The following is a 26,271-nucleotide window of genomic DNA, read 5'->3' on the forward strand; positions in this document are numbered from 1 at the left end:
ATGGCTCTTCAGGATAAGCTGACTTTTCTTAAACGCAAAATTTGCGGATATAAATCCTGCGTCGTGGCGTTCTCCGGAGGACAAGACAGCGCGTTTTTGCTTAAAGTTTGTGCGCTGGCGCTGCCGGCGGATAGAATACTGGCGGTGACGGCAGTTTCTGCTACTTATCCGGAAGCAGAGCTGGCTAAGGCAAAAATATTGGCTAAAGATATCGGGGTAAGGCTTAAAGTAATCAATACTCGCGAACTGGATAATAAGAAGTTCGCCGCTAACCCCATTAAACGCTGCTATTTTTGCAAAAAAGAGCTTTTTTCAAAGTTAATTGCGATTGCCAGGCGGAATAAATTACATTCTGTTCTGGAGGCAAGCAACATTACCGATAAAAAAGATTATCGGCCGGGAAATATTGCTAAGATTGAATTTAAAATCAAGTCACCTTTGGTGGAAGCTGGTTTTAGTAAAGAGGATATCCGTAAATTAAGCAAAAGGCTGGGGCTTTCCAGCTGGAATAAACCCAGTTTAGCCTGCTTAGCTTCGCGCATACCTTACGGCACTAAAATTACTGCCAAACTGCTTAGGCGTATCGACCAGGCGGAAGAATATCTGGTTAGTCTGGGTTTCAAGCAGGTGCGCTTGCGCCATCATAACGGGCTCTGCCGCATTGAAGTGGATAAAAAAGACATGCCTGGCCTGTTAAAGAAACGTCAGGCGGTAGTTGAGCGTTTGAAAAATTTAGGGTATAATTATATCACCTTGGATTTAGAGGGGTATCGGCAGGGTAGTTTAAATGAGGTAATCAGATGAAAAAAGTATATTTAGATTACGCGGCAACTACGCCAACTGACCCGGAAGTTATGGCGGCGATGGAGCCGTATTATTTTGAGAAATTCGGTAATGCCTCCAGCCTTCACGCTTACGGCCAGGAGGCCAAGAAGGCCCTTGAGGATAGCCGCCAAACACTGGCGGATTTTATCGGGGCAAAACCCGAAGAGATTGTTTTTACCTCCGGCGGAACAGAATCGGATAATTCCGCGCTTTTGGGCGCGGCCTACGCGTTAGAAAAAAAAGGCAATCATATCATTACTTCTGCCATTGAACATCACGCGATTATCGAGCCGGCAAAATTCCTGGAGAAAAAAGGGTTCAAGGTTACTTATCTGGGCGTGGATAAAGACGGCCTGGTTTCCGGCGATGATTTAAAAAAGGCAATTACGGATAAAACTATCCTGATCAGCGTTATGCATGCCAATAATGAGATCGGCACGCTGCAGCCGATTGAGCAACTGGGCAAGATCGCCAAAGAGCAAGGAATTTATTTTCATACCGACGCGGTGCAGACGCTTGGGCATATCCCGATAAACGTTGGCCAACTCAACGTTGATCTCTTATCGCTTTCGGCCCACAAATTTTACGGGCCCAAGGGAGTAGGCGCTTTGTATATTCGAAAAGGCACGCGTTTAGAAACATTCCTGCGCGGCGGAGACCAGGAAAGAGGCCGGCGCGCTTCCACGCATAATATCACCGGCATCGTCGGTTTGGCCAAGGCAATTGAGCTTTGCCAGGAAAAAATGGAGAGTGAAATTAAATTCCAGAGCGCCCTGCGCGACCGGCTGATTAAAGAGATTCCCCTTAAGGTTCCCGAAGTCAGGCTTAATGGGCATGCGCAAAAGCGCCTGCCGAATAATGTGAATTTTTCGATTAAATACATTGAAGGGGAGTCAATGCTTTTGAGCCTGGATCTGCTGGGGATTGCCTGTTCCACCGGCTCAGCCTGCACTTCCAGCTCTCTTGAACCTTCACATGTTTTATTGGCAATTGGTTTAGACCACGCAACCGCCCACGGCTCACTTAGGATAACCCTCGGCCGTTTTACCCGTGAAAGCGATATCGATTATCTTCTGGAGAAATTACCCCTGGTTGTGCAAAAGCTGCGCGCCATGTCCCCGCTTTATGAGAGAAAAAATCCTTGATTATTTAAACAAAAAACACGACTATCTCTCCGGGGATGAAATCAGCAGGCACCTGGGGATCAGCCGCCAGGGTTTATGGAAGCATATCCAGGAGTTAAAAGATTCCGGTTATGAAATAGTTGCTGTCCCGCATTTAGGCTACCGGCTTGAGTCCAGCCCGGATCGGCTTTTCCCTTTTGAAATTTCACGTAATCTCCATACAAAATTTATCGGTAAAAAAATCCATTATTTTGATTATTTGGCTTCCACGATGGATCTGGCGATGCAGTTGGGCCTGCAGGGGGCTGGCGATGGGGCGCTGGTATTGGCGGAATCGCAGACCAAGGGGCGCGGCAGGCTGGGCAGGAGCTGGTTTTCTCCAAAATACAAAGGGATTTACCTGTCTTTGATTTTAAGGCCTAAGTTTGCCCCGGCGGTTTCCCCGATTTTAACGCTGCTGAGTGCGGTAAGCATCTGCGAGGCAGTCAAGAATGTTACCGGCCTGGACGCGCAGATTAAATGGCCTAATGACGTATTCATCCACAATAAAAAATTTGCCGGCATACTTACCGAGATGAATGCCGAGGTGGATAAAGTTAATTTTGTAGTCATTGGCATTGGTTTAAATGTCAATAATGACAAAAAATCTCTGATTGCCCAGGCGACTTCGTTAAAAGAGCAGCTTGGCCATCCGCTAAGCCGTCTTGTCCTGCTGCAGGAGCTCTTGCGCAGGATGGAGGGTAATTATTTTCTCTTAGAGGATAAGGGGAACCGAGTGATCATCGATAAATGGCGTAATTTCAGCGCTACTTTAGGCAGGCACGTTAAGGTGTATTGCCAGAACAAGCATATCGAAGGATGCGCCGTGGATATCGACGGTGATGGAAGCCTGCTTGTCCGCAAAGCCTCCGGGATCATCCAAAAGATCTCCAGCGGTGACGTCATGCATTGCCGGTAATGGGGGCTGTTTTTTTTATAGTCAGATAAGATTTTGTTGTTAGATTTGGCCTTTTCTTGCGTCAATTGGGCTAGAAGAGATTCTACTAACGCGCAAGAGGGGAGGAGCATATGAAAACAAGAATAGCGGTGTTTAAAGGGCAGAAGGTACGAAAAACTATTCATAATAATGAATGGTGGTTTGTGGTTGAGGATGTAGTTTTGGTTTTGACTGATTCAAGCGATCCGAAGCAGTACATCCAAAGGATGAAACAGCGGGATGAGGAGCTTGCTAAAGGGTGGGTACAAATTGTACATACCCTTGCTATTGGAACCGTAGGCGGTAAACAGCGGATGCTTTGCGCTAATACAGAGGGCATTTTCCGTATTATTCAGTCAATCCCATCGCCCAAGGCAGAACCTTTTAAGCTATGGCTGGCCAGAGTGGGATATGAAAGGATTAAGGAGATAGAAGATCCCGAGCTTGCCACGAAAAGGACCCGCGCGCTCTACAAAGCCAAGGGGTATAGTGATGATTGGATAGAGAAGAGAATGCGCGGCATTGCTATCCGCGAAGAGTTAACCGATCAATGGGAGAAAAGAGGCATAAAGCAGGCTAAGGAATATGAAATCCTGACTGCTGAGATATCAAGCGCGACATTCGGCATGACTCCATCGGCGTATAAAAAATACAAAAAATTAAAACGGGAAAATCTGCGGGATCACATGACGGATTTAGAGCTGATTTTTTCCATGCTTGGGGAGGCCTCAACAAAAGAAATCGCCGTTAATAAAGATGCGCGGGGATTTGTTGAGAATAAACAGGCGGCGCATGAGGGCGGAACCGTTGCCGGAAACGCGAGGAAGGAATTAGAGAAAAAGAGCGGCAAGAGAGTGTCAACGCGCGAAAATTATTTAAAGGGGCCGCAAGATAAGAGCTTATTGAAGTAGGCAAAAAACTATGGGATGTTTCGGGTTTTTAAAAAAGATGAAGTAGTGATAAATAGCCGTTTCTATTTTTTTCGGTAATTAAAATTCCAACAATTTAGAAGGTTTAATTTTAAATGCATTGGCAATTTTTTCTACTGAGTTCAGAGTAGGAGAAGAAGGTCTCTTACCTTCCAACCGCTGAATGTATTTATAGTCGAGCCCTGAAGCCTCAGAAAGACCTTCCTGCGTCAGTTTATTTTCCTTCCTTAATTCCTTTAAGCGCCTACCAAATCTAACATTGATGTTTTCCATTTGTTTATATTTTCCAATAGAACTCTTCTTTTGAACACCTACAATTGTAGGTGTTTTCTATTTACACCTATTAAATTAGGTGGTAATCTATATTGAATTTCATAGGAGATCTTCTATAAAGATATGGCGAATAAACAAAATTACCTTTTTGAAGCTGTTGTCCATTATTTATTAATCTTCCAAAAGGCAGGGTATTAGATTTAGGTTGTGGAGATGGAGATTAAGGAGGGTTAAAAATGCCTAGAAAACCAAAATTCAGGCCGGTAATTACGCGGGTAAAACTTAATCCAGAGCAGGCGGTGTTGTCGTGTAATTGTTATTATCTCGGAAAACAAGATTCAATTTCATTGGCTTGGCGTACTGACATAGTTCCGTTACAAACGGGGTGGTGCGTAGGCGGTTTTAAGTCGCTTGCTCCTTATGGGCGTTGTGATAGTCATACGAAGGGTCGGTATGCAGTAACTGGTGATTATGAAGTAGCCTCCGCAAATAGTTAAATTCTTTTGAGAATTCCGGGGACATAATATTTATTTCAAAAGATAAGCAGCTGAAACAAATAAATAGAACTGTTTCCCTGATTTTGCTATGTAAACCGTTAAATAAAATTAAGTTGACAATATCTCAGCTCTTTTCTATACTGAAATCATATGAGCTGGGATTTTTTTATAAAGGATACTATGGAAAAGAAAGCTATCGCTAAACTTTTGGAATTGCCTTTGGCTGAGCTTATCGGTAGGGCCGATAAGGTAAGAAAGCAGTTTGCCGGCAACAGGGTGGAATTATGCAATATACTCAACGCCAAGTCGGGTTTATGCCCCGAGGATTGCAAATTTTGCGCCCAATCCGCCAGGCATAAGACCGGCAGCCAGGCCTATCCTCTTAAAAGCAAAGCAGAGATGCTGGAAGCCGCCCGGCGCGCCAAAGTAATCGGCGCGGAGAGATTCGATATTGTGACCAGCGGGGATAAATTGTCTAAGGAAGATTTTGGCGTGATTGTCGATGCGATTAAGGAAATAACCAGGGAGGTTAAAATCAAGACCTGCGCTTCGCTGGGGAGCATGGGGGATAAAGAGTTCTCTCTGCTTAAAGCAGCAGGGCTTTCCCGTTATCACCATAATATCGAAAGTTCTCCCCGGTTTTTTGCCAAGATAGTTTCCACGCATACCTTTGAAGATAGGTTAAAGACGATTAAGGCGGCAAAGCGCGCCGGTTTAGAGGTTTGTTCCGGAGGTATCATCGGCATGGGTGAAACAATGGAGGACAGGATTGAAATGGCGCTGATATTAAAAGAGTTAGATGTTGACTCTGTCCCCCTGAATATTTTAGTTCCGATACCCGGAACCCCGTTGGGAAACAATACGGTTTTGTCTTGCCAGGAAGTAATCCGGACTATCGCGATCTTCAGGATTATCTTGAAAGATAAAATAATAAAAATTGCCGCCGGCCGGGAATCGCTATTCAAAGATTTTCAGGCTTTAGGGTTTATGGCCGGAGCAAACGGCATGCTGATCGGCGGGTATCTGACGATTAAAGGAAGATCCGTGGAAGAGGACCGCAACCTGGTTAGCCAGATTGAGAAATTATGGCAGGCATAGAAGAATTTTTAAAAGAACGGCAGGAGCAGGGATTGTTCAGGAGATTAAAACCCGCCTCTTTGCGTTTAGGCGGCAAAATTTATTTTGGAAATAAAGAATATGTCGATCTCTCCTCCAATGATTATCTGGGATTATCCGGCCATCCGGAACTTAAAAAAGCGGTAATCGAGGCAACAGGCAAATTTGGTTCAGCCAGTTGCGCTTCCCGATTATTAAGCGGTGATTCAGAATTATTCCATGAGTTAGAAGACGCGGTAGCCAAATTCAAGGGCAAAGAAGCGGGGCTGGTCTTTAATTCCGGTTATCAAGCAAATGTTGGTATCATTAGCTCTCTTTTTACAAGAGGGGATTGTATTTTCTCCGATCGTCTTAATCACGCCAGCATTATTGATGGGATACTTTTATCGCAGGCGAGAATTTTTCGTTTCCAGCATAATGATTACGGGCACCTAGAGGCGCTTTTAAAAAAAGAAAGAGCTAAATTCAAGAACGCCCTGATTATTACTGAATCAATTTTTAGCATGGATGGGGATCGGGCTGCGCTAAAAGAGCCGGTGGGATTAAAAGAAAAATATAATTGCCGATTGATGGTTGATGAGGCACACGCCACCGGGGTCTTTGGAGACAACGGCAGCGGAGTAGTTGAGGAGGAGGGATTAAGCGCCCAAGTAGATTTGATTATGGGTACCTTTAGCAAGGCCTTAGCCGGTTTCGGCGCTTACCTGGCTACTTCCAAAAATATCGCGGATTATCTGGTGAATACCTGCAGGAGTTTTATTTATTCTACCGCCTTGCCTCCGGCGGTGATCGCCTCTAATTTAACCAGCCTTAAATTGGTTAAGGATGAGCCGCATCGGCGCAAAACACTTTTGTCTTTGGCTAAAATGTTGCGCGAGAAATTGCAAGAAAAGGGTTTTTCCCCCAAAGGCGCTTCGCAAATTATTCCGTTAATCCTGGGAGACAATTTACGGGCGCTGGAATTTGCCAAAAAAATTCAAGAGCAGGGTTATTGGGTTTTAGCGGTAAGGCCTCCGACCGTGCCTGTGGGGCAGGCGCGCTTAAGGCTTTCCTTGAGTTATGACCATAACACGGAAACTTTAAATAAACTAATCGATGTTATCTCTGAAATCAGAATTTGAATTCCGCGACCGGGGTTTTAAGGATGTCCTGGTTCTTATTCCCGGTTGGGCAACTGACTGGCGAATATTTGAGGGTTTGGAATTAGATTATAATTATCTTTTGTCAACTAAACTGAATACTTCTGATTTTAATCAGCAGCTTTTGAGCCGGATGGAGCAGCTCAAAATCAGTAAGGTTTCTGTGCTCGGCTTTTCTTTAGGCGGGTTTTTAGCAGCCGAGTTTGCCTGTGCCTATCCTGAGAAGACAGCCAAACTTATCCTTGCAAGCGTGCGCAAGCGCTATGATCCGCAATTATTGGAAAATATTAGAAGTCAAATCCGCTCGGATCGGCAGCCATGGCTCTATAAATTCTATCTTAACTGTTTCTCCAAGGCTGATATTCGTGGCAGGGATTGGTTTAGGAAGAATTTGTTAAAAGATTATCTGGATAAGTTAAGCTCCGATGAACTCATCCAGGGGCTTGATTATTTAGCCGCTTGCGCGTTAAACCTTAAGATTCTCAAAAGCATAGAAGATCTCAGGATGTTCCACGGTAGTGATGATAGTGTCGCTCCGGTCAAGGAGGCTTTAGAGATTAAAGCGGATTTACCGCAAGCCAAATTTACGCTGCTTGCGGATAGAGGGCATCTGTTTTTCTTAAGCGGGGATTTTAGGGAGAAGTTCTACAATGGATAAGTCCAAGATTGCCTATAATTTTTCCCGCTACGCGCGCCTTTACGATCAATACGCCTCGGTGCAGAACCAGGCCGCTTTTGAACTGGCGGATTCTTTAAAAAACAATAATTTTTCCAAGATCCTGGAGTTGGGATGCGGGACAGGCAATTATACGCTCATGCTGCGGGAGGAGTTTAACGGCGCAAGGATCAAGGCGTTGGATATTTCAGAGGAGATGATTTCTGTTGCGCAAAACAAATTAAAGAATGAAGATATTGAATTTATGGTTGCCGACGCCGAAAAGCCAATCCCGGATCATGATTTTGATCTGATTACCTCCAACGCCTGTTTCCAGTGGCTGGATGATCTAGGGAAAGCCTTGCGAGGATACGCAACATCACTGCGCAAAGGAGGGGCGGTCTGTTTTTCAATCTTCGGGCCGCGTACTTTTTGTGAATTGAATACGGCCTTAAAAAGCGTCCGGGAAGAGAGCTGCCTGGATTCGGCTTATTTTTGTAACCGCGCCAGCCTCCAGGCAATGCTTAAAGATAATTTTAAATCCGTGAAGATAAACGAGGTTTGTTACAAAGAAAGTTTTAGCAGTCTGAAAGGATTATTGGAGAAAATAAAATACTCCGGAATCAGGGGAAACGGTCTAGGTAAGAAAGTTTATGTTAGCCGCGGGCTGTTAGCCAGGGTGGAAAAGGCGTACCGGGATAGATTTCAGGGGATTGGCGCTACTTATCAGGTATTTTTTTGCCGGGGAGTAAAACGATGAAAGGGATATTTGTTACCGGCACGGATACCGGCTCAGGTAAATCAACGGTTACCGGTCTTCTGGCGAAATATTTACGGGAAAAAGGCGATAAAGTAATAACTCAGAAATGGGTGCAGACCGGCAGCCGTTTTAGCACGGATATTAACCTGCATCTTAAAATTATGGGGGTATCCAAAAACGAAATTACGGAGTATCTTGATTACGTTTGTCCTTACGTATTTAAACTGCCCGCCTCGCCGCATTTAGCCGCCAAAGCCGAAAATAAAAAAATCAAGATCGCCAAGATCAAACAAAGCTTCAAATCACTATCCTTAAAATTCGATCTTGTGATTGTTGAAGGTATCGGCGGAGCGCTGGTGCCGGTTGACGAAAAACGTTTGGTAATTGATATAGCAAATGAGCTTGGCCTGCCGGTGTTGGTGGTGGCGCAAAATAAATTAGGGGCGATAAATCATATCCTGATGACCATTGAAGTTTTAAAACAGAGAAAGATGAAAATTTTGGGCATCGTATTCAATAATTGCCCGGGCCAGGATAAATTGATCCTTCAGGATAACCCGGAGATTGTCCGCAAAATTACCAAACAAAAGATACTGGGTGTTTTACCTCAAGAGAAGAGGCTGGATTTATTGTACAAAAAGTTTTTACCGATAGCCGCAAGGATAAGCGTATGAAAGATTGGCTGGGCACGGACCTAAAACATATTTGGCATCCTTACACTCAGATGAAGGAGGCGTTGCGCCTACCGCCGGTTTTAATTGAAAGGGCCAAAGGAATCAAGCTTTATGACGCAAAAGGCAACTTTTATTACGATACTATCTCAAGCTGGTGGTGTAATGTTCACGGGCATAACCATCCGTGGATAAAAGCAGCGATTAAAAAACAGGTTGATGTTTTGGAGCATGTGTTATTTGCCGGTTTTACCCACAAACCCGCGATTGAACTTGCCAGCAAGCTCATCTCTCTTACGAAAAACAAATTTAACCGGGTATTTTTTTCGGATAACGGCTCAAACAGTGTTGAGGTGGCATTAAAGATGTCATTTCAATATTGGCAGAATTGCGGCAGGACCAGAAAGAAAAAGTTTGTTTCTCTTGATCACGGTTATCACGGAGACACAATTGGCACGATGAGCGTAAGCGGTTTGGATCTTTTTAACGCGGTATTTTCTCCCCTGTTGTTTCCGTCATATAAAGTGCCGTCTCCTTATTGCTACCGTTGCCCGATGAAAAAACAGAGGCTTACTTGCGCGCTTGATTGTCTCAAACCGTTGGAGAAACTACTTAAGGGTAAGCATGAAGAGATCTGCGCTTTGATCATTGAGCCTTTGGTAATGGGCGCAGCCGGGATGATTATTTATCCCAAAGAGTATTTAAAGAAAGCTGCAGCTTTAGCGAAAAAATACAAAGTTCATCTTATCTTGGATGAGGTGGCTGTTGGTTTTGGCCGCACCGGTAAAATGTTCGCTTATGAGCATACACCCGGGATCAAGGTGGATTTTCTCTGTCTTTCCAAAGGCATAACCTCTGGCTATCTTCCTTTGGCGGTGACTTTGACTACCGAAGGGATATTCCGCCGGTTTTACGGGGATTATGAAAAAAGAAAGACATTTTTCCACGGGCATACTTATACCGCTAATCCGGTTGCCTGCTCTGCCGCTCTGGCGAGCCTGGGTATCTTTAACGAAGAAAAAACACTGCTGAAAGTAAAAAAATTGATGCCTTTTTTTCATCGGGGGCTGGAAAAATTCCGGGATCTGGCTTTAGTAGGGGATGTACGCTATATCGGATTTATCGGAGCAATAGAATTGGTTAAAAATAAAAAGACCAAGCAGGGTTTTGGACTTAAAAAAAGGCTAGGCTTAGAAGTTTATAAGCGCGGGCTTAAAGAGAATCTTGTACTCAGGCCGTTAGGTGATATAATCTATCTGTTTTTGCCGCTTTGTGCCTCTAAGGCGGAAATCGAGGATATTTTAAAAAGGTCGTATTCAATAATCAAAACTTTATCTTAAGAAAGGCGAAAAGGGTCATGTTTATTCACAGCGTGTTATTTGAGATTAAGCCTAAAGAAGTAAGTAAATACCGTAAAGACAGTTTAATGTGGGCGCGCCAAGCTAAGAAATCCGAAGGTTTTCTGGCCTATTACACGATGAAGCGTTACGGTTTCAAAAACCAGTACGCCTCGGTTTATCAGTGGATAAAAAAATCCGACCATGACCGTTTCATGCGCAAATACCATGATTGGTTTGTAAGCAAATCCAGGGCTAAAGTAAAGGTCTTAGGTTATTATAATCTTAAGGCAATAGATAAACTGCCTCTTTAGCTATATGGGAGTTTTTCTGCCATGCTATATTTCTGGGCGTCCTGAACGGAGAAACCCTTAGCAAGTATCCTGACCTAATTGCCAATCCAATATCTTCCAATAAAAAGTTTGACAAACAACATGATTCATAATAATATAGTTGCGAAATCAATTAACTATGAAAATTACTGAAAGGAAAGGCTATAGTGAATAAAGACATGGAAGAAAAAATGTTTCAAATGCATGCCGAGGTTTGTAAGAGCATGGCCAACCCGACACGGCTAAAGATTATAAACCTATTGCGTGAAGGAGAAAAAAGCGTTGAAGAATTAAGAAAAAGGCTCAAATTGCCAAAAGCGAATCTTTCCCAGCATTTGAGTATATTGCGTCAACGTAGAATTGTAGTTACAAGACGAGAAGGGGTTAATATTTACTATAAGTGCGCAAATCCAAAAATGCTCAAGGCCTGCGCGATTCTACGGGAAGTGTTGATGGAGCAGCTCGCAGATGGCGGCCGTTTGGGTAAATGGATAAATAAGGGGGAGAAATGAAATCCGAACGCTTAACACAAGCTGTTCTGGGCCGTCCGAAGCTTATTATTGGACTTGTAGTTGCCATTAGTCTTTTCTTCATAGCGCAGTTCCCAAAGATTAAAATCGATACTGATCCCAAGCATATGCTCCCGGCAACTTCGCCTGTGCGCCAGTATAATGACAAGGTTGAAAAAGACTTCCTCCTTCATCCTGATGTAATTGCGTTGGGGATAGTCAATGCGGATGGAATTTTTAACCCCCAGACACTTACCTATATTAAAGACTTGACTAATGCCGTTCGACAAGTCACCGGTGTAATCGTGCGGGACGTGGATAGCCTATCAACAGTAGAGAATGTATTCTCTGATAAGGGTGAACTCGTTGTCAGGCCTGCTTTAGGCGATATTCCAGAGACTAAAGAAGGGCTGTCAGCTTTACGCAAAAGCATTTTAGATAATTCACTCTTTGCAGGCCGATTTATTTCTTCGGATGGGAAAGCCGCAGCGATCTTCATTCCTATAGAGCCAACCGCCAATGGAAAGGAAATCGCAGACAAGATTCGTGCGTTACTGCCGAAAAATTCAGGCCAAAATCATTTCTATCTTGCCGGAGATCCGGTTGCCCGCGACACATTCGGGACAGAGATGTTTCGTCAGATGGGGCTTTTTTCTCCGATAGCAGGCCTTGTGATGTGTATTGCCCTTTGGTTCATGTTTCGTAATGTTATCTTGATTGTTGCCAACATAGCTGCCGCGATGATCAGTATTATCTGGAGTATGGGAGGCTTGATTGGTTTAGGGCTTCCCGTTCACATCATGAGTTCTATGGCCCCAGTTTTTTTAATGGCGATTGCAACGGACTCAGTGCATATTTTTAATGAGTTCGCGTTCCGACTAAGCGAAGGCCAAGATAAACGTAGAGCCATCTTGGAGACAATGAAGGTTGTTGGTCCTCCGGTTTTTTATTCAGATATTACCACCGCCGTGGGTTTTGCCGCGCTGGCAACAGTCACCATCGTTCCAGTCAAGATTTTCGGGTTAGTTGTCGCGTTCGGGACACTGGCTATCCTGCTCATGAGTTTTACCTTTATTCCAGCCCTGCTTATGCTTATTCCCGAAAAGCATATTTTAAAGCTTGCATCGGCGCATGGAAAAGGAGAAAAACTTTCCCCTTCACTTTTACGTCTGGGGCGTTTTTGCGTAGAGAAGGCCAAGTCCATTCTGCTTGTGGGTATTGTGCTATTTATTGTGGCAATAGTAGGCCTTGTGCGCATTCATGTTAATAACAACATGGTTCATTGGTTTAAATTCAATAGTGAAGTCAGGACTGCAGACCGTGTCATGAATAAATATCTCGGTGGAACTTCCACAGCCTATTTGGTTATTCAGGCAAAAAATGATGGTGCGGTAGGGGACCCCGCTTTTTTACGTCAAATCGAAGGCCTTCAGGTTGAATTGGAAAAAGATCCTCTTATTGGGAAAACTTTTTCCTTGGCAGACTATATTAAACGCGCGAATCTGGTTATGCATGATAACGCGCCTCTATTTAATCGCATACCGGATTCTAAGCAAGAAGTAGGGCAATACCTATTTCTTTTACAGTCAGCGGCAAAACCCCGGCACCTTGATAACGTTGTCGATTTTTCCCTTAAAACTGCCAATATCATCATCCAGTTGAAAAGTTGGGATGCTGATGCGATGAAATCAGTCATTAGCCGCGCCAATAGTTTCTTTGCTTCGCATCCATTGCCGGAAGGAGTGAATTTTAAGCCAGCCGGGATCGCCTATTTTAATATGGTCTGGAACCATGAGGTGCTTTGGGGGATGGTTACTAGTTTTCTCTGGGGGCTCATTCTGGTATTGATACTTCTTATCTTTCAGACTCGCTCGTTTCTCTGGGGGGTTTTAAGTTTTCTGCCGCTTCTTTTCACAATAGCATTGATTTATGGCGTCGTAGGCTTAATCGGAAAAGATTTTGATATGCCGGTTGCCGTGTTATCCACGCTTTCCTTGGGTATGGCGATTGATTTTGCTATCCATTTCGTCGGCCGGTTCCATCAGCGGTATAAAGAAGACTCCCGCAAGCCAGAGGGCAGTGGTTTGGCTTCCGATAGCCAAAGCCACTTGAAAGAAGCGCTGATTTGGACCGTAGCCCGGCCAGGCAAGGGGATTTTTCTCAATGCATTACTTTTTGCCCTGGGGTTTGCAGTAATGGCTTTTGCAGCCTTAACCCCGTATATCACCGTTGGAGTTTTTATGGCGGCGATTATGGTTCTTTCATCGGTAATGAGCGTGATTTATTTACCAGCCCTTATTCAATTAGGGCATCGAAAACTAATCAAGGAAGGTGGCGTATGAAAAAAATACTCTCTGTTTCAGTTATTGTTTTTCTGTTATTTGTGAGCGTATTTTGGACCAAAAATGTCTATGCTCAAGACGCGCAAAGCGGCAAGGCAGCGATGAATGAAATGCTTTTAGCTTATTACTATCCTCAGACAGATGCTAAAAGCGATATATCCATGCGTATCGTGAACCGTCAAGGCCAGGCCCGCCAAAGGCGCCTGACTATGCTGCGCCTTAATAAGACAGCCGGTGGCGATCAGTTTTATTACATCTATTTTCACGAGCCTGCCGATGTCAAGGGGATGAGCTTTTTAGTCTTGAAGCATATTGGCTACGATGACGACCGCTGGCTGTATTTGCCGGCGATTGATCTGGTCAAGCGCATTGCTACAAGCGACAAGCGTACCAGCTTTGCAGGGTCAGACTTTACTTATGAGGATGTTTCCGGCCGCGCTCTTGATGAGGACGCTCATGGACTGATAGGAGAAGAAAATCTTGGCACGCAACCTTGCCTTGTAGTTAAAAGTACGCCGAAACGCCCGGGAGAGGCGGAATTTAGCTATCGGAAATTCTGGATTGATAAAGTAACGCATCTTCCACTCAAAGTAGAGCATTACGATCTTAAAGGGAAGCTTTACAAAGTTTATGAAACCCAGGAGATTCAAACCATTCAGGGTACCCCAACGATTACAAAAGCGGTGATGAGGGATCTTGAGAACGAGCGCTATACCGAGATTGCTATGAAAAACGTCTCCTATAATGTGGGGATTACTTCAGATATCTTCCAAGAGAGGCTATTGAGCAGGCCTCCCAGGCAATGGATTGGAGAATAATTCCTTGGGCAAGGTTTGTATTATTATCCTTATATGTTTTATTCTGTCCATATCTAGTACCAGAGTCTTATTTGCCGAAACTGCGCCCCTTGATACTGAAAAAATAACAGATATTGCTCAAATTAAAAAGAAACCTCCAGAGTCATGGACTAAAATTTTCGATTCAGTACATGGATTTATGGAGGCTGCTTACGGCCCTAAATTCTCAGGAGATAAGCTGACGCAAAAGAACGACTATAATCTTTTAGAGCAGCGCCTTCAGCTTAAAGCGGACTATCGGCCGCAGAAACCTGCATGGCTTGCCTCGTGGAATCCGGAATTTTTTTTCAAAGGAGATCTCCTGGCGGATGAATATAAAGAAACCCTGCGCTATCAGATCCGCGAGGCAAACGGGCTTCTTAGCCCTCTTTCATGGATGGATGTTAAACTAGGAAGGCAGATTCTTACCTGGGGTGTGGGAGATTATCTTTTTATTAATGACGTATTCCCAAAGGACTATGAGTCGTTCTTTATAGGCAGGGATGATGAGTATCTTAAAGTTCCATCAGATGCTGCAAAATTCTCGATCTACAGCAAGTTGGTTTCGATGGACATGGTAGTTATTCCTTCTTTTACGCCTGATGTTTCTGTCAATGAATCCGCAGACCGATTGAGTTTTTATGATAGTTTTCTTGGCAGGATTGCAGGCGTGGATTCAAGCCAGACATTTATAGAACCAGTGTTCCAATTTAAGAATACGCAAGTAGCCGCTCGGCTGTACCGTAATTTCGCTGAGTACGAAACTGCTATTTACGCATTTAAAGGTTTCTATAACGAACCCGTCGGAATCAAGAATGAAAATACAAAAGAACTCTTTTACCCAAAACTTGCGGTTTTTGGCTCAAGTATCCGCGGGCCTGCGCCATTGTCTGTCGGCGGTATTGTTTTCGGTGAAATCGGCTATTTTGATTCCTTGCAGGACCGTAACGGCAAAAACCGGCTCATCGAGAATTCATCGATGAAGTACCTTCTTGGCTACGAGCGGGATTTCCCCAAGGATTGGCGTTTAGGTTCTCAGTATTATGTGGAACAAATGCTAAATTTCGATGAATTCAAGGCAAACAGCCAGCCGGGGGATGTTCCCCGGGACGAATTCCGGCAGCTTTTAACTTTTCGCATCACCAAGCTCTTCTGGTTTCAGACTTTAGAGGCGTCATTGTTTACTTTTTATAGCCCTACGGACAGCGATGCCTACATACGGCCGCATCTTGCTTGGCAGGCAAATGATCGTTGGAAATTAACAGTAGGGGCAAATATTTTTTTCGGCAAACATGACTGGACCCAATTTGGCCAGCTGGAAGGTAATGATAACTTCTACATAAGGCTTAGATATAGTTTCTAAAAAGTTTGGAGTGAAATGAATAAGGGGAAAGATAAGCGCATGATACCGATACTTGCAAATAAACATTACCGGAAACCGTCAGTTTTTGACCCGGCAAATTTACTGAAGCAGGCTCGGCGTCAGAAGTTATTGCCATCTGGTAGCGTGCCGGAGATATGCGTACTCGATCCCGATGGTGACCTATCTTCATATATCCGGGATTCTTCTGTAGGCACGCGTAACCCTTATTGGGCTTGTTATCACACGGACCTTTACAATATAGAAATTGAAAGTCTAACTGTAGGTGTAATTGGACGGGCTGTAGGCGCTTCCTTTGCCGTACTCGTAGCAGAAGAATTATTCGCATCGGGGTGCCGGTTGCTAATTAGTATCACTTCGGCCGGGCAAATTAAACCTGTCCGTAAATCACCGTATTTTATTTTAATCGATCGTGCCTTAAGAGACGAGGGAACTAGTTATCATTATATACAAGAATCGGCTTACGCTTTTATTCACCCAGACATCCTTGCTATGTTAAAAGGAATTGTTAAAAAGAAGCCATTAGTTATACAGGGCGCGGTTTGGACAACCGATGCGCCATTTAGAGAGACAAAAGAAGCTATTTCCTTTGCGCGCTCGGAAAATTTACTTGCTGTCGAAATGGAGGCCGCGGCACTCTATGCTTTTGCGCAGGCGCGAAAAAAGAAAGTTGTATGTTTTGCCCATGTCACAAACCAAATGGGCTTGATTGAAAAGGATTTCGAAAAAGGCAAAGATAACGGGAATGCGGTTTTGCTTAAGCTTATTTCCAATGTAATTTACGAATGGAAAAAAGCTGCTTAATATCTTTTATTTGAGGAGAACAATGATGAAGGCCAGAGAAAGCGGGATGCCTGAGCGTGATATGTGGGAAAAGTTTTTTAGCCCGGCAAAGATTTTAGCTACGCTTGGCGTAAACAGCCAAACGGTCGATGTGGCTGAATTTGGGTGCGGTTATGGCACGTTTACGATTCCTGCTGCCAGGGTCATCAAAGGCAAAATCTACGCGCTGGATATTGAGCCGGATATGATTCGTATTACCAATGAAGAAGCCAAAAAACATGGCTTAAACAATGTGCAGATAACACTGCGTGATTTTGTAGCAGAAGGTTCCGGCCTTTCCGAAGAAAGTGTTGACTATGTGATGCTCTTTAATATTCTTCATCTCGAGAAACCAATGCTGCTTATTAACGAAGCAAGGCGGGTTTTAAAAGATGGCGGCAAACTCGGGATTATTCATTGGAATTACGATCCTAAGACACCAAGGGGTCCTTCAATGGATATCCGGCCAAAACCGGAACAATGCGTCAAGTGGGCTGAGAGCGTCGGATTTAGCAATCCGGTTCAATATGATTTAAAACCGTATCATTACGGGATCGTTCTTACGAAAGGAGCTTCAAATGAAAATAGGGGTTATAATCTCAAGTAATGACACCGAGACATGCTGGAATGCCTTACGGTACGCTAATTTTTGTCTTGGGCAGAAAGATGAAGTAAGGGTGTTTCTTACGGGCAAAGGCGTTGAGTATCAGAAAATAAGCACTGAGAAATTCAACACGATTGAGCAGGCAGAAAAATTGCTTCAGGAGGGCGGCAGGATACTGGCTTGCGGAACATGCATCAAATCCCGGAATCAGGAAGGCACGGAAATGTGTCCGATCAACACGATGAAAGATATGTACGAGATTATCAAGGAAAGCGACAAAGTAGTCACATTCTAATAATGGCCGGACAAATAGAGGCCGGTCGTAAACGGTTTATAGGGAGGGATTGCCAAAGGTTTATCTTCGTATAACAGGAGAGGCGTCCTTGAGTTTGAATATGACAAAGAAATATCCAATCTTTTTTCTCTTATTCCTAATTTTAATTTTATCCGGTTGCGTCGCCTGGGTTAGCGGCATAGGAAGAGCGCCGGCCGGACAACTTAAGCAACCACCAGCCGGAACTATAGAGGATCCGATTGTCGATAGCAATATCACATTATTTGAAGCGTTAAGAAAAGAGAGCCCGCCTGAATTTAAAAAAAGACAAAGGCTTATAGAGGTGTTATATTATTCATTTGATAAAAAAATCCACAAGGGCCAACTGGTTATAGATGGAAGGCTCGTAGAAGATATCCGGGAAGTATTCCGGGTTGCTTTAGAAAACAAATTTCCCATTAATTCCGTTATCCCTATTTCCGATGACCGGTTTTTTAAGGATGGGAAGTGGAATGAAGATGACCAGTCAATGTTATCCAATAATACTTCCGCGTTTAATTATAGAACGGTAACCGCAGGCAAATCCCTTTCTAAACATGCTTATGGTTTTGCTATTGATATTAACCCTGTGCAAAATCCTTATATCAAGGGAAACATTGTATTGCCTGCTAATGCAGTATACGATATACGTAAACTTGGAACTCTAGCCCATGATTCACCGGTTGTAAAAACTTTTATGCGTTTGGGCTGGACCTGGGGAGGCAGCTGGAAATCTTTAAAAGATTACCAGCATTTTGAGAAAATCCCGCCGAAATAGCATCTATTTTATCCTAAAGGTTCTCTCTGCCGTAGCAGATAACTCATCTTGAATGTTTTGAAGCTGATGCCTTATTTTTTATTTGAAAAGAACACAAAAAAGAGATAAAATCTTAACAATTAATACCGTAAAAGGAGGAGAATATGAACACAGGCCTTACTGCTATAAACGAAAAAGTTCAGAAGGAAAGCCTATTCGTACAAGCTCTCACGGCTGAAATAGAAAAAGTTATCGTCGGCCAAAAGTATTTAATTGAGAGGTTGCTTGTAGGCTTACTCGCTAATGGCCATATTCTTGTCGAGGGCGTACCGGGATTAGCCAAGACGCTTTCCATAAAGACATTAGCCCAGGCAATAGATACTAAATTTCAAAGGATTCAATTTACGCCGGACCTTTTGCCGGCGGATTTAATCGGGACCCTCATCTATAATCCTAAAGAGGGGGGTTTTTCTACAAAAAAAGGCCCTATTTTTGCCAATATCATTCTGGCTGACGAAATTAACCGCGCGCCGGCAAAAGTCCAAAGCGCTTTGCTTGAAGCAATGCAAGAAAGGCAGGTTACTATCGGTGAAAATACTTTTAAGCTTGACGATCCATTTTTAGTTATGGCTACTCAGAATCCCATAGAACAGGAGGGCACATACCCTCTCCCTGAGGCCCAGATTGACAGGTTTATGCTTAAAATCAATATTACCTATCCGAATATGGAAGAGGAGCATAAGATTTTAAAGCGCATGAGTTTCACCGATAAGAAGAATGAAGTAAAAGCTGTGGTCGGGCCGCGAGATATTATCAGGGTTCGAAGCGTTGTGGATGAAATCTATATGGATGAAAAAATAGAAAAATATATCCTCGATATTGTTTTTGCTACAAGAGATCCTAAAAAATATAAACTCGATGAACTTTTAAGTTTAATACAATATGGCGCTTCTCCCCGGGCAAGCATTTATTTGACATTAGCTTCCAAGGCATACGCCTTTATTCAAGGCAGAGGATATGTTACGCCCCAGGATGTAAAATCCATCGGGCCGGATGTCTTAAGGCACAGGATTATTGTTAGTTATGAAGCAGAGGCTGAAGAGAAAACCTCCAATGATATAATCAAGAAGATTTTTGACGAGGTGGAAGTCCCTTAATAATCTTAAGCGATGATACCAAAAGAAATATTACGCGAAATACGCCGTATTCAGATAACTACTTCCCGTATGGTCACCGATGTATTTGCCGGCCAGTACCAGAGCGTATTTAAGGGCAAAGGCATGGAATTTTATGAAGTGCGGGAGTATTTACCGGGAGATGAGATTCGTTCTATCGACTGGAATGTTACAGCGCGCACCGGCCACCCCTTTGTGAAAAAATTTGTGGAAGAGCGGGAGTTGACGGTGATGCTGCTTTTAGATATGTCTGCTTCCTCCTATTTTGGTACTGCGCATCAGTCAAAAATGCAGCTTGCGGCAAAACTCTGTTCTCTTCTGGCATTCTCCGCGATTAAAAATAATGATAAGGTAGGGTTTATTGCTTTTACCGACAGAATAGAGAAATTTATCCCGCCAAGAAAAGGTTTACGCCATGTCCTACGCGTTATCCGTGAAGCGCTCTATTCTAAGCCCCAAGGCGCAGGTACAGAGATAAATGCTGCCTTAGAATATCTTAACCGTGTGACTACCCGCAAGACCGTTACATTCATCATTTCAGATTTCTTTGCGCCGGGATTTAAAAAGATGCTTGCTGTGGCGAATAAGCGCCATGATGTCGTAGCTGTAACTATAACCGATCCCAAGGAACTGGAGTTTCCCGATATCGGATTGGTAAAATTATTTGATCCGGAAAAAAAGCGCGATTTTATTTTAGATACCTCGGATAAATCCTTGCGCCGGGAATATGCGCAGAAAAATCAACAGAGGGTTAAGCAGAGAGAAACGTTTTTCCGCTCCTTGCATATTGATGCCATTGATGTGCGTACGGATATGCCTTATTCGCAGAGCATATTGAAATTCTTTAAATCCCGCCAGAGGAGAATGCATTGATAAGTGAAACGCTGCGTGATATTAAGGGCCCTTTAAGTTTAAACAGCCGCTTGAACTTTCTCCTATTGCTGGGGATTTTGGTTTTTATCGCCATCTTGGTATTGCTATTTATATTTTTATCCAGAAGGAAGAAACCTCCTGCGATTTTGCCTAAAAGGCCAGCGCATACATCCGCTTATGAGCAATTAGAAAAACTTAAAGCAAAAGACCTTATCCGGCAGGCTAGGTTTAAAGAATATTACAGTGAAATTTCGGATATTATCCGGCACTATCTTGAAAACAGGTTTTTACTGAAAGCCCCGGAAATGACTACGGAGGAATTCTTATTCTATGTCCGAGATTATGGACGCTTGGACAGGGGGCATAAAATCCTATTAAAAGAATTCCTTTTAGCCTGCGACCTGGTTAAATTCGCAAAGTATGTGCCGCCGATAGAAGAAATGGACGCTATTTTTCTATCCGCTAAAAAATTGGTGGATGAAACAAAAGAGGAAGTGCCTGTAAAATGATTTTTCATAATCCATTATTTCTGCTTTTGTTGCCGCTTGCTGCTTTTATAATTATTTATGCCCAAAGCAAAGACTTAGCCGGTGGATTTAAATTTTCCTCAGGAGAGCTCATTAAGGATCTAAAGCCGACCTTCAAAGTTTTCTTGAGCCAAAAAATTATTTATTTACGGTTGGCAGCTGTGGCATTGATTATTTTGGCTTTAGCTAGGCCGCAATCACCGTTCGCAGGTTCAAAGATTACCACTGAAGGGGTGGATATCGTTTTAGCCCTTGATTCCTCAACAAGTATGTTAGCCGAAGATTTCAAAATAAATGGCAGAAGAGAAAACAGGATTGAGGTTATTAAGGATGTAGTAAGGGATTTTATTAAAGAACGACAGAATGACCGGATAGCGATTATCACTTTTGCTGCCAGGGCTTATACAGTTTGCCCCTTAACCTTAGATTACAGTTGGCTTTTGACTAATTTAGAGCGGATAAGGGCGGGAATGTTAGAAGATGGCACTGCCATTGGTTCAGGTATAGCCACATCTTTAAACCGCTTAAAAAACAGCAAGGCTAAGAGTAAAATAATAATCCTCCTTACCGATGGCCGCAATAATCTGGGAACAATTTCACCTTCAACCGCAGCCGAAGCTGCAAAGGCCTTGAAGGTCAAAATCTATACTATTGGCGCAGGTTCTAAAGGTCTTATCCCTTATCCTGTGCGCGACCTCTTTGGCAATAAAGTCTATCAACAGATAGAGGCTGATCTTGACGAAGGCACCCTGAGTAAAATTGCTTCTCTAACCGCCGCTAAATTCTATCGGGCTACGGATACGGAGAGTTTACGCAATATCTACGGAGAAATCGATAAATTAGAAAAGACCCCTATACAGGAGAAAGGTTACCTGCAATACAATGAATTATTCCCGTTGTTTCTTATACCGGGATTAATACTTTTGTTCTTAGAGATTGTTTTAACCAACACGGTTTTAAGAAAGGTTCCTTAAAAGATGCGGTTTGCGCAGCCTTATTTTATACTTTTTATTTTTATCGCCATTGGTTTGATCTTGTTTTACACCTGGGCTTTTAGAAAACGTAAGAAGGTTTGGGACAAATTTGCGCAAGAAAGTTTGCTTCAGGAATTGCTCGCTCAGGTTAGTCCTGGAAGGCAAAAATTAAAAGCAATCCTACTTGTTCTAGGCTTGCTTTTCTGTTCCTTTGCTTTGATGCGGCCGCAATGGGGGTTCAAATGGCAGGAGCTAAAGCGTAAAGGACTGGATATAATCATCGCATTAGATGCTTCAAAAAGCATGCTGGCTAATGATATCAAGCCTAGCCGTTTGGAACGTGCAAAACTAGCAATCGGTGATTTTACGCAGAATCTTAAAGGGGACAGGATTGGTTTGATTGCCTTTGCCGGGAGCGCGTTTCTAGAATGCCCGCTGACTATTGATTACGGCGGATTTTTGTTATCTCTAGAAAATATAGATGTTAATACTATTTCCAAGGGGGGCACTTCGATATCAAGTGCGATAAAAGAAGCCATGCGCAGTTATCCTGCCGGAGAAGGAAAATATAAGGTATTAATCATTATTACGGACGGCGAGGATCATGAAGGGGACCCTTTGAGGCTGGCTGAGGAAGCTAAAAAAGCAGGCATAATGATCTGTTGTATCGGCATAGGCACTAAAGAAGGAGAATTGGTTTTTGTGGAGCAGGCGGATGGTAGTAAGGAATTTTTGAAAGACAGTGAGGGCAACGCAGTTAAAACCCGTTTAAATGAAGAGATCCTCCAGAAAATCGCCATAGCTACCGCAGGTACGTATATCCGTTCTAGCAACACCGAATTTGGTTTAAATCTGCTCTATAAAGAAAAATTGTCAAAAATGGAAAAACACGAATTTGCAGGAAAGATGAACAAGCTTTACGATGAGAGATTCCAGATACCCTTAGCAATCGGTCTTTGCTTAATTTTATTAGAAACAGTAATGAGTGATAGAAAAAAGTGAAATGATGAAAAAATTATTTCTTAGCGCTATAATTATAGTATGCTTATTTCTTGGACAGTTATTCGCATCAGGTGCTGCAGGGATAGTTGAAAAAGGGAACAGGCTGTATAAGGACCAAAAATATAAAGATGCTCTGAAGCTTTACGATCAGGCGCTTTCCGGCCAGCCGGATTCAACTGTTATTAACTTTGATGCAGGCGCAGCTTGGTACAAAATTAATAATTATCAAAAGGCAAATAGTTCTTTTGAGAAGGCATTAATCACGGAAAATAAAAACCTTGAAGCCAAGGCAAATTATAATTTAGGAAATTCTAGATATATGCTAGGGTTATCGAAGGAGAATACCGATCTTTCCGGGGCAGTACAGTTATTGGAGGGGGCGCTTACTAATTATAAGCGAACACTGGAATTAATTCCCAAAGACGAAGATGCAAAAATTAATTATACGATTGCTGAGAAGAAACTTAAAGAACTTAGGGAAAGATTAAAACAGCAGCCGCAAGAAAATAAAAATAGCCAGAAACAACAGGAACAGAATAAAGAACAAGCGCGGCAGCAACAGGGAGAAGGTAAACAAATGGAAGAAGAAAAGCAGGTAAAGCAGGAAGAGAAGAAAGCCGCGGATAAAAAAGAACAATTTCATCAAGAACAAGCTTCGCAGGCGCAACGACAGCCCCAGAAGCAGAAACAAGAGGAGCAAAAAAAGCAAGAGCAGCAAGCTGCAGCACAACCAGAAGAGTCAAAAGAAATGTCCAAGGAAGAAGCGAATATGCTTCTTGAAGGGTATCGCCAGGAAGAAAATACCTCCGGCATGCTTAAGGATGATAGGAAGGGCGTTGAAGAGAAGGTATTAAAGGATTGGTAATGGATGCTATTAGAAGAGTTAACGTCTTTATTATTATAGGTTTAACTTTCTTACTGCATACGGTTGCTTTGGCCAAAGATATTAATTTTGAGGCAACCGTAGATAGAAATAAAGTCGGTTTAGGGCAAACTCTGCAGCTTGAACTTACCTTTGATGGCACACAAAATATGCCTGCCTTGGAATTACCAGCCATAGAGGGATTCCAGGCCCGCTATTTAGGCCCTTCCACAAGAATGTCTATTATTAATGGCCAGGCATCCAGTTCTATTACCCATGTTTACACACTGTTGCCGGTTAAGAAAGGAACATTTAAAATCGGTCCTTTTAAATTTGAACATAATGGCGATAAATATAGCTCTAATTCAATTAACCTTGAAGTTGCAGAAGAAGCGAAGCTGTCAGAAGATAAACCTTCGCAAGAAGGACAGTTAGAAACAAAAGATCTGAATGAGCGGATATTTTTAAGGATGCAGGTGGGGAAGGATAAAGTTTATTTAAATGAAGTTCTTCCCGTAACTATTAAATTATTTGTGAATAGGTTAGGAGTTAGGGATATCCAGTATCCCCAATTTAGTCATGATGGTTTTTCCATAGGGGAGTTCGGGCAGCCAAGGCAATACCAGGAGACCCTCGGCGGGATAAACTATGATATTATTGAGTTTAATACCACTATCTTTGGGTTAGAACCGGGAGAATTTCGCCTTGGGCCGGCTAACCTACAATGCAATCTTATCGTTAAAAAACAAAACAGGCGACAAGCGCCTGCTTCTTCCGAAGATTTTTTTAATTCGGATGTCTTTGATAACTTTTTTGGCGGATACCAAACTTACCCTCTGAGCTTAAAATCAGCGGATATTCCCATAACGATTTTACCTTTACCTGAAGAAAATAAGCCCGCAGGCTTTTCTGGGGCATTAGGCTTCTTTGATTTTGAAGCAACAGTAAATCCTTTAGAGGTAAAAGTAGGGGATCCGGTTACTTTAAAAGCAACTGTTCGCGGGCAAGGAAATTTTAATACTGTAAATCTTTCCACTGTTAGTTTAGGTAACGACTTCAAGGCTTATGAGCCGCAGGTCAAGCAAGAGAAAGAGACAAAGACCTTTGAACAGGTACTTATACCCTTGAACACGAATATTAAAGAAATACCGGCTATTAGTTTTAGCTTCTTTAACACCCGGACCGGCCAGTATGAAACAATTACAAGAGGACCGTTTCCTGTCAAAATCGTTAGGCCTGAAAAAGAAGAAGGACTTAAGGTAGTAGAGAGTAAGCAACCCGCTGTTCCTTCTCTTAAAGAAGAGAAATTAGGAAAAGATATTATTTATATTAAAGATAATCCCGGAGAATTAAGGAAAAAAGGAGATTATCTTTATAAGAATAAGATATTTTTGGGATTTCAGGTTATCCCTTTATTGGTTTATTTGTTTATCGTAGTGGTTCATGCACGGAATAGGAAGCTTAAAACAGACATAAAATACGCCAGGCAGTTTTTGGCACCCCGGAAGGCAAGGGTAGGCATTCGCCGGGCAAATAGCTATCTCGAGAAAGGGAGTGTTCAAGAATTTTATGATACTCTTTTTGAGACCCTGCAAGAATATTTAGGTGATAAGTTTCATTTGCCCTCAAAAGGCATAACTATAAGCGTTATAGATGAACAGCTAAAGAATAGAGGTATATCCGAAGAAATCTTAGCTAAGCTAAAAGATATATTTCTCGAGTGCGATATGGTTCGATATGCGGCTTCGCAATTGACTAAAGAAAATATGCAAAATTCTTTAAAGAAATTAGAAGAAGCAATTGACTATTTACAGAGAGATAAAGTATGAACAAACGAATTTTAGCAAAATTAGTTGGATTTGGTTTACTGTTTTTCGTAGCGATTTTTAATCCGTGTAGCTCCTTTGCGCAAGGAGCAGGGCTTACAACGGCAAATCAATTCTTTTATCAGGGCAACTCTGCTTATAAAGAAGGTAAATATGATACGGCAATTGATAGCTACGAAAAAGTCGCTAGCTTAGGCCTAGAAAGCGGGAACCTTTATTACAATTTAGGGAATAGCTATTTTAAAAAAGGGGAATTGGGTAAAGCGGTCCTTAACTATGAGAGAGCATTATTTTTCATTCCCAATGATAGCGATTCAAAATCCAATCACGAATATACTCTTTCTTTTTTAAATTCAGGTCCGCAGTCTTTCGGAAACTGGTTTGAGAGATTTGCCAACAGGTTCTTTGAAGAGGTAACGGTTAATTTTTTAACCATTCTTTTGTCAGTTGTCTATCTAATTACGATTTTAGCTCTTATCCGTAATTTATTTTTTGATGGTGCGAAAAGGAGCATTAAAATATTACCGTTGGTTTTGATACCACTATTTATTTTGTCGGCTGTCTCGCTGAGCAGAAAAATAATATACCTCAATAAGGGTGCTATTGTTATAAGCAAAGAAGCTGATGTTAAATTTGAGCCGATTACAGGTGCAACAACGTATTTTAAGCTGACCGAAGGCAGCAAAGTTGAGATATTAGAGAGAGCTGATAGCTGGTATAAGATAAAACGGCCCGATGGGAAGATAGGCTGGGTAGATAAAACGAATTTGGAATCACTTTTTGGAAGGCCTGGTTATAGATAAAGGCATCGCGGTAAAAGATAAATAATCCAAA

At 42.6% G+C, this 26,271-nt stretch carries 28 protein-coding genes; 27 read left to right on the forward strand and 1 reads right to left on the reverse strand.

The window, feature by feature from the left end:
* The 4 genes from larE to PHG87_04525 all read left to right on the forward strand — a co-directional run bounded on the left by larE (position 1) and on the right by PHG87_04525 (position 3,836).
* Positions 1 to 804 (forward strand): ATP-dependent sacrificial sulfur transferase LarE, encoded by an 804-nt coding sequence (larE, locus tag PHG87_04510; GenBank protein ID MDD5477449.1) that lies wholly within the window; start codon positions 1 to 3, stop codon positions 802 to 804.
* Entirely contained in the window at positions 801 to 1,970 is a 1,170-nt protein-coding gene (gene nifS / locus PHG87_04515; GenBank protein ID MDD5477450.1) for a cysteine desulfurase NifS, read from the forward strand. The genes larE and nifS overlap by 4 nt, the downstream gene beginning before the upstream one ends.
* On the forward strand, positions 1,951 to 2,907 hold the full coding sequence (locus PHG87_04520; protein MDD5477451.1) for a biotin--[acetyl-CoA-carboxylase] ligase: 957 nt from the start codon (positions 1,951 to 1,953) through the stop codon (positions 2,905 to 2,907). Before nifS ends, PHG87_04520 begins: the two co-directional genes overlap by 20 nt.
* 110 nt (positions 2,908 to 3,017) lie before the next feature.
* A complete protein-coding gene (locus PHG87_04525) occupies positions 3,018 to 3,836 on the forward strand; it encodes a Bro-N domain-containing protein (GenBank protein MDD5477452.1) in 819 nt (272 codons plus the stop codon).
* 78 nt (positions 3,837 to 3,914) lie between these two features.
* Here the strand turns inward: PHG87_04525 and PHG87_04530 are convergent, their stop codons facing one another.
* Positions 3,915 to 4,127, reverse strand: a complete 213-nt coding sequence (locus PHG87_04530; protein ID MDD5477453.1) for a helix-turn-helix transcriptional regulator — start codon at positions 4,125 to 4,127, stop codon at positions 3,915 to 3,917.
* A gap of 677 nt (positions 4,128 to 4,804) precedes the next feature.
* On the opposite strand from PHG87_04530, the gene bioB reads away from it, so the two are divergent.
* The 23 genes from bioB (at position 4,805) to PHG87_04645 (ending at position 26,240) form a co-directional block, all read left to right on the forward strand.
* A complete protein-coding gene (gene bioB, locus PHG87_04535; GenBank protein MDD5477454.1) occupies positions 4,805 to 5,722 on the forward strand; it encodes a biotin synthase BioB in 918 nt (305 codons plus the stop codon).
* The gene (bioF, locus tag PHG87_04540; protein MDD5477455.1) at positions 5,710 to 6,861 is read left to right on the forward strand and encodes an 8-amino-7-oxononanoate synthase; all 1,152 of its coding nucleotides are present in this window, start codon (positions 5,710 to 5,712) and stop codon (positions 6,859 to 6,861) included. Before bioB ends, bioF begins: the two co-directional genes overlap by 13 nt.
* Entirely contained in the window at positions 6,836 to 7,537 is a 702-nt protein-coding gene (locus PHG87_04545; protein ID MDD5477456.1) for an alpha/beta fold hydrolase, read from the forward strand. The genes bioF and PHG87_04545 overlap by 26 nt, the downstream gene beginning before the upstream one ends.
* Positions 7,530 to 8,294: a malonyl-ACP O-methyltransferase BioC gene (gene bioC / locus PHG87_04550; GenBank protein ID MDD5477457.1), complete on the forward strand. Its 765-nt coding sequence runs from the start codon at positions 7,530 to 7,532 to the stop codon at positions 8,292 to 8,294. Before PHG87_04545 ends, bioC begins: the two co-directional genes overlap by 8 nt.
* Positions 8,291 to 8,968 (forward strand): dethiobiotin synthase, encoded by a 678-nt coding sequence (gene bioD, locus PHG87_04555; protein ID MDD5477458.1) that lies wholly within the window; start codon positions 8,291 to 8,293, stop codon positions 8,966 to 8,968. The genes bioC and bioD overlap by 4 nt, the downstream gene beginning before the upstream one ends.
* A complete protein-coding gene (bioA, locus tag PHG87_04560; protein ID MDD5477459.1) occupies positions 8,965 to 10,305 on the forward strand; it encodes an adenosylmethionine--8-amino-7-oxononanoate transaminase in 1,341 nt (446 codons plus the stop codon). Before bioD ends, bioA begins: the two co-directional genes overlap by 4 nt.
* Before the next feature lie 17 nt (positions 10,306 to 10,322).
* A complete protein-coding gene (locus PHG87_04565) occupies positions 10,323 to 10,616 on the forward strand; it encodes a hypothetical protein (protein MDD5477460.1) in 294 nt (97 codons plus the stop codon).
* A gap of 185 nt (positions 10,617 to 10,801) precedes the next feature.
* The gene (locus PHG87_04570; GenBank protein ID MDD5477461.1) at positions 10,802 to 11,146 is read left to right on the forward strand and encodes a metalloregulator ArsR/SmtB family transcription factor; all 345 of its coding nucleotides are present in this window, start codon (positions 10,802 to 10,804) and stop codon (positions 11,144 to 11,146) included.
* On the forward strand, positions 11,143 to 13,485 hold the full coding sequence (locus PHG87_04575; GenBank protein ID MDD5477462.1) for an MMPL family transporter: 2,343 nt from the start codon (positions 11,143 to 11,145) through the stop codon (positions 13,483 to 13,485). The genes PHG87_04570 and PHG87_04575 overlap by 4 nt, the downstream gene beginning before the upstream one ends.
* A complete protein-coding gene (locus tag PHG87_04580; GenBank protein ID MDD5477463.1) occupies positions 13,482 to 14,303 on the forward strand; it encodes an outer membrane lipoprotein-sorting protein in 822 nt (273 codons plus the stop codon). Before PHG87_04575 ends, PHG87_04580 begins: the two co-directional genes overlap by 4 nt.
* Before the next feature lie 178 nt (positions 14,304 to 14,481).
* On the forward strand, positions 14,482 to 15,684 hold the full coding sequence (locus PHG87_04585) for a hypothetical protein (protein ID MDD5477464.1): 1,203 nt from the start codon (positions 14,482 to 14,484) through the stop codon (positions 15,682 to 15,684).
* Positions 15,685 to 15,699: 15 nt separating this feature from the next.
* Positions 15,700 to 16,506, forward strand: a complete 807-nt coding sequence (locus PHG87_04590; protein MDD5477465.1) for a nucleoside phosphorylase — start codon at positions 15,700 to 15,702, stop codon at positions 16,504 to 16,506.
* A 25-nt stretch (positions 16,507 to 16,531) separates the two neighbouring features.
* Positions 16,532 to 17,131, forward strand: a complete 600-nt coding sequence (locus tag PHG87_04595) for a class I SAM-dependent methyltransferase (GenBank protein MDD5477466.1) — start codon at positions 16,532 to 16,534, stop codon at positions 17,129 to 17,131.
* Positions 17,103 to 17,423: a DsrE family protein gene (locus PHG87_04600; protein MDD5477467.1), complete on the forward strand. Its 321-nt coding sequence runs from the start codon at positions 17,103 to 17,105 to the stop codon at positions 17,421 to 17,423. The genes PHG87_04595 and PHG87_04600 overlap by 29 nt, the downstream gene beginning before the upstream one ends.
* Positions 17,424 to 17,523: 100 nt before the next feature.
* Complete coding sequence (locus PHG87_04605; protein ID MDD5477468.1) at positions 17,524 to 18,219, forward strand: M15 family metallopeptidase; 696 nt, start codon at positions 17,524 to 17,526, stop codon at positions 18,217 to 18,219.
* 143 nt (positions 18,220 to 18,362) lie between these two features.
* Positions 18,363 to 19,355, forward strand: coding sequence for a MoxR family ATPase (locus tag PHG87_04610; protein MDD5477469.1), 993 nt, complete (start codon positions 18,363 to 18,365; stop codon positions 19,353 to 19,355).
* Between the two features lie 12 nt (positions 19,356 to 19,367).
* Positions 19,368 to 20,246: a DUF58 domain-containing protein gene (locus PHG87_04615; protein MDD5477470.1), complete on the forward strand. Its 879-nt coding sequence runs from the start codon at positions 19,368 to 19,370 to the stop codon at positions 20,244 to 20,246.
* Positions 20,243 to 20,755 (forward strand): hypothetical protein, encoded by a 513-nt coding sequence (locus tag PHG87_04620; GenBank protein ID MDD5477471.1) that lies wholly within the window; start codon positions 20,243 to 20,245, stop codon positions 20,753 to 20,755. Before PHG87_04615 ends, PHG87_04620 begins: the two co-directional genes overlap by 4 nt.
* Complete coding sequence (locus PHG87_04625; protein MDD5477472.1) at positions 20,752 to 21,747, forward strand: VWA domain-containing protein; 996 nt, start codon at positions 20,752 to 20,754, stop codon at positions 21,745 to 21,747. Before PHG87_04620 ends, PHG87_04625 begins: the two co-directional genes overlap by 4 nt.
* Positions 21,748 to 21,750: 3 nt before the next feature.
* Entirely contained in the window at positions 21,751 to 22,749 is a 999-nt protein-coding gene (locus tag PHG87_04630; protein MDD5477473.1) for a VWA domain-containing protein, read from the forward strand.
* Position 22,750: 1 nt separating this feature from the next.
* Positions 22,751 to 23,614 carry a hypothetical protein gene (locus tag PHG87_04635; GenBank protein MDD5477474.1) on the forward strand — a complete coding sequence of 288 codons (864 nt, stop codon included), beginning with the start codon at positions 22,751 to 22,753 and terminating at the stop codon, positions 23,612 to 23,614.
* Complete coding sequence (locus tag PHG87_04640; protein MDD5477475.1) at positions 23,614 to 25,440, forward strand: BatD family protein; 1,827 nt, start codon at positions 23,614 to 23,616, stop codon at positions 25,438 to 25,440. The genes PHG87_04635 and PHG87_04640 overlap by 1 nt, the downstream gene beginning before the upstream one ends.
* The gene (locus tag PHG87_04645) at positions 25,437 to 26,240 is read left to right on the forward strand and encodes a tetratricopeptide repeat protein (protein ID MDD5477476.1); all 804 of its coding nucleotides are present in this window, start codon (positions 25,437 to 25,439) and stop codon (positions 26,238 to 26,240) included. Before PHG87_04640 ends, PHG87_04645 begins: the two co-directional genes overlap by 4 nt.
* Positions 26,241 to 26,271 lie beyond the last annotated feature (31 nt).

This window comes from Candidatus Omnitrophota bacterium (assembly GCA_028716245.1).
In the GTDB taxonomy this organism is placed as follows: domain Bacteria; phylum Omnitrophota; class Gorgyraeia; order Gygaellales; family Profunditerraquicolaceae; genus UBA6249.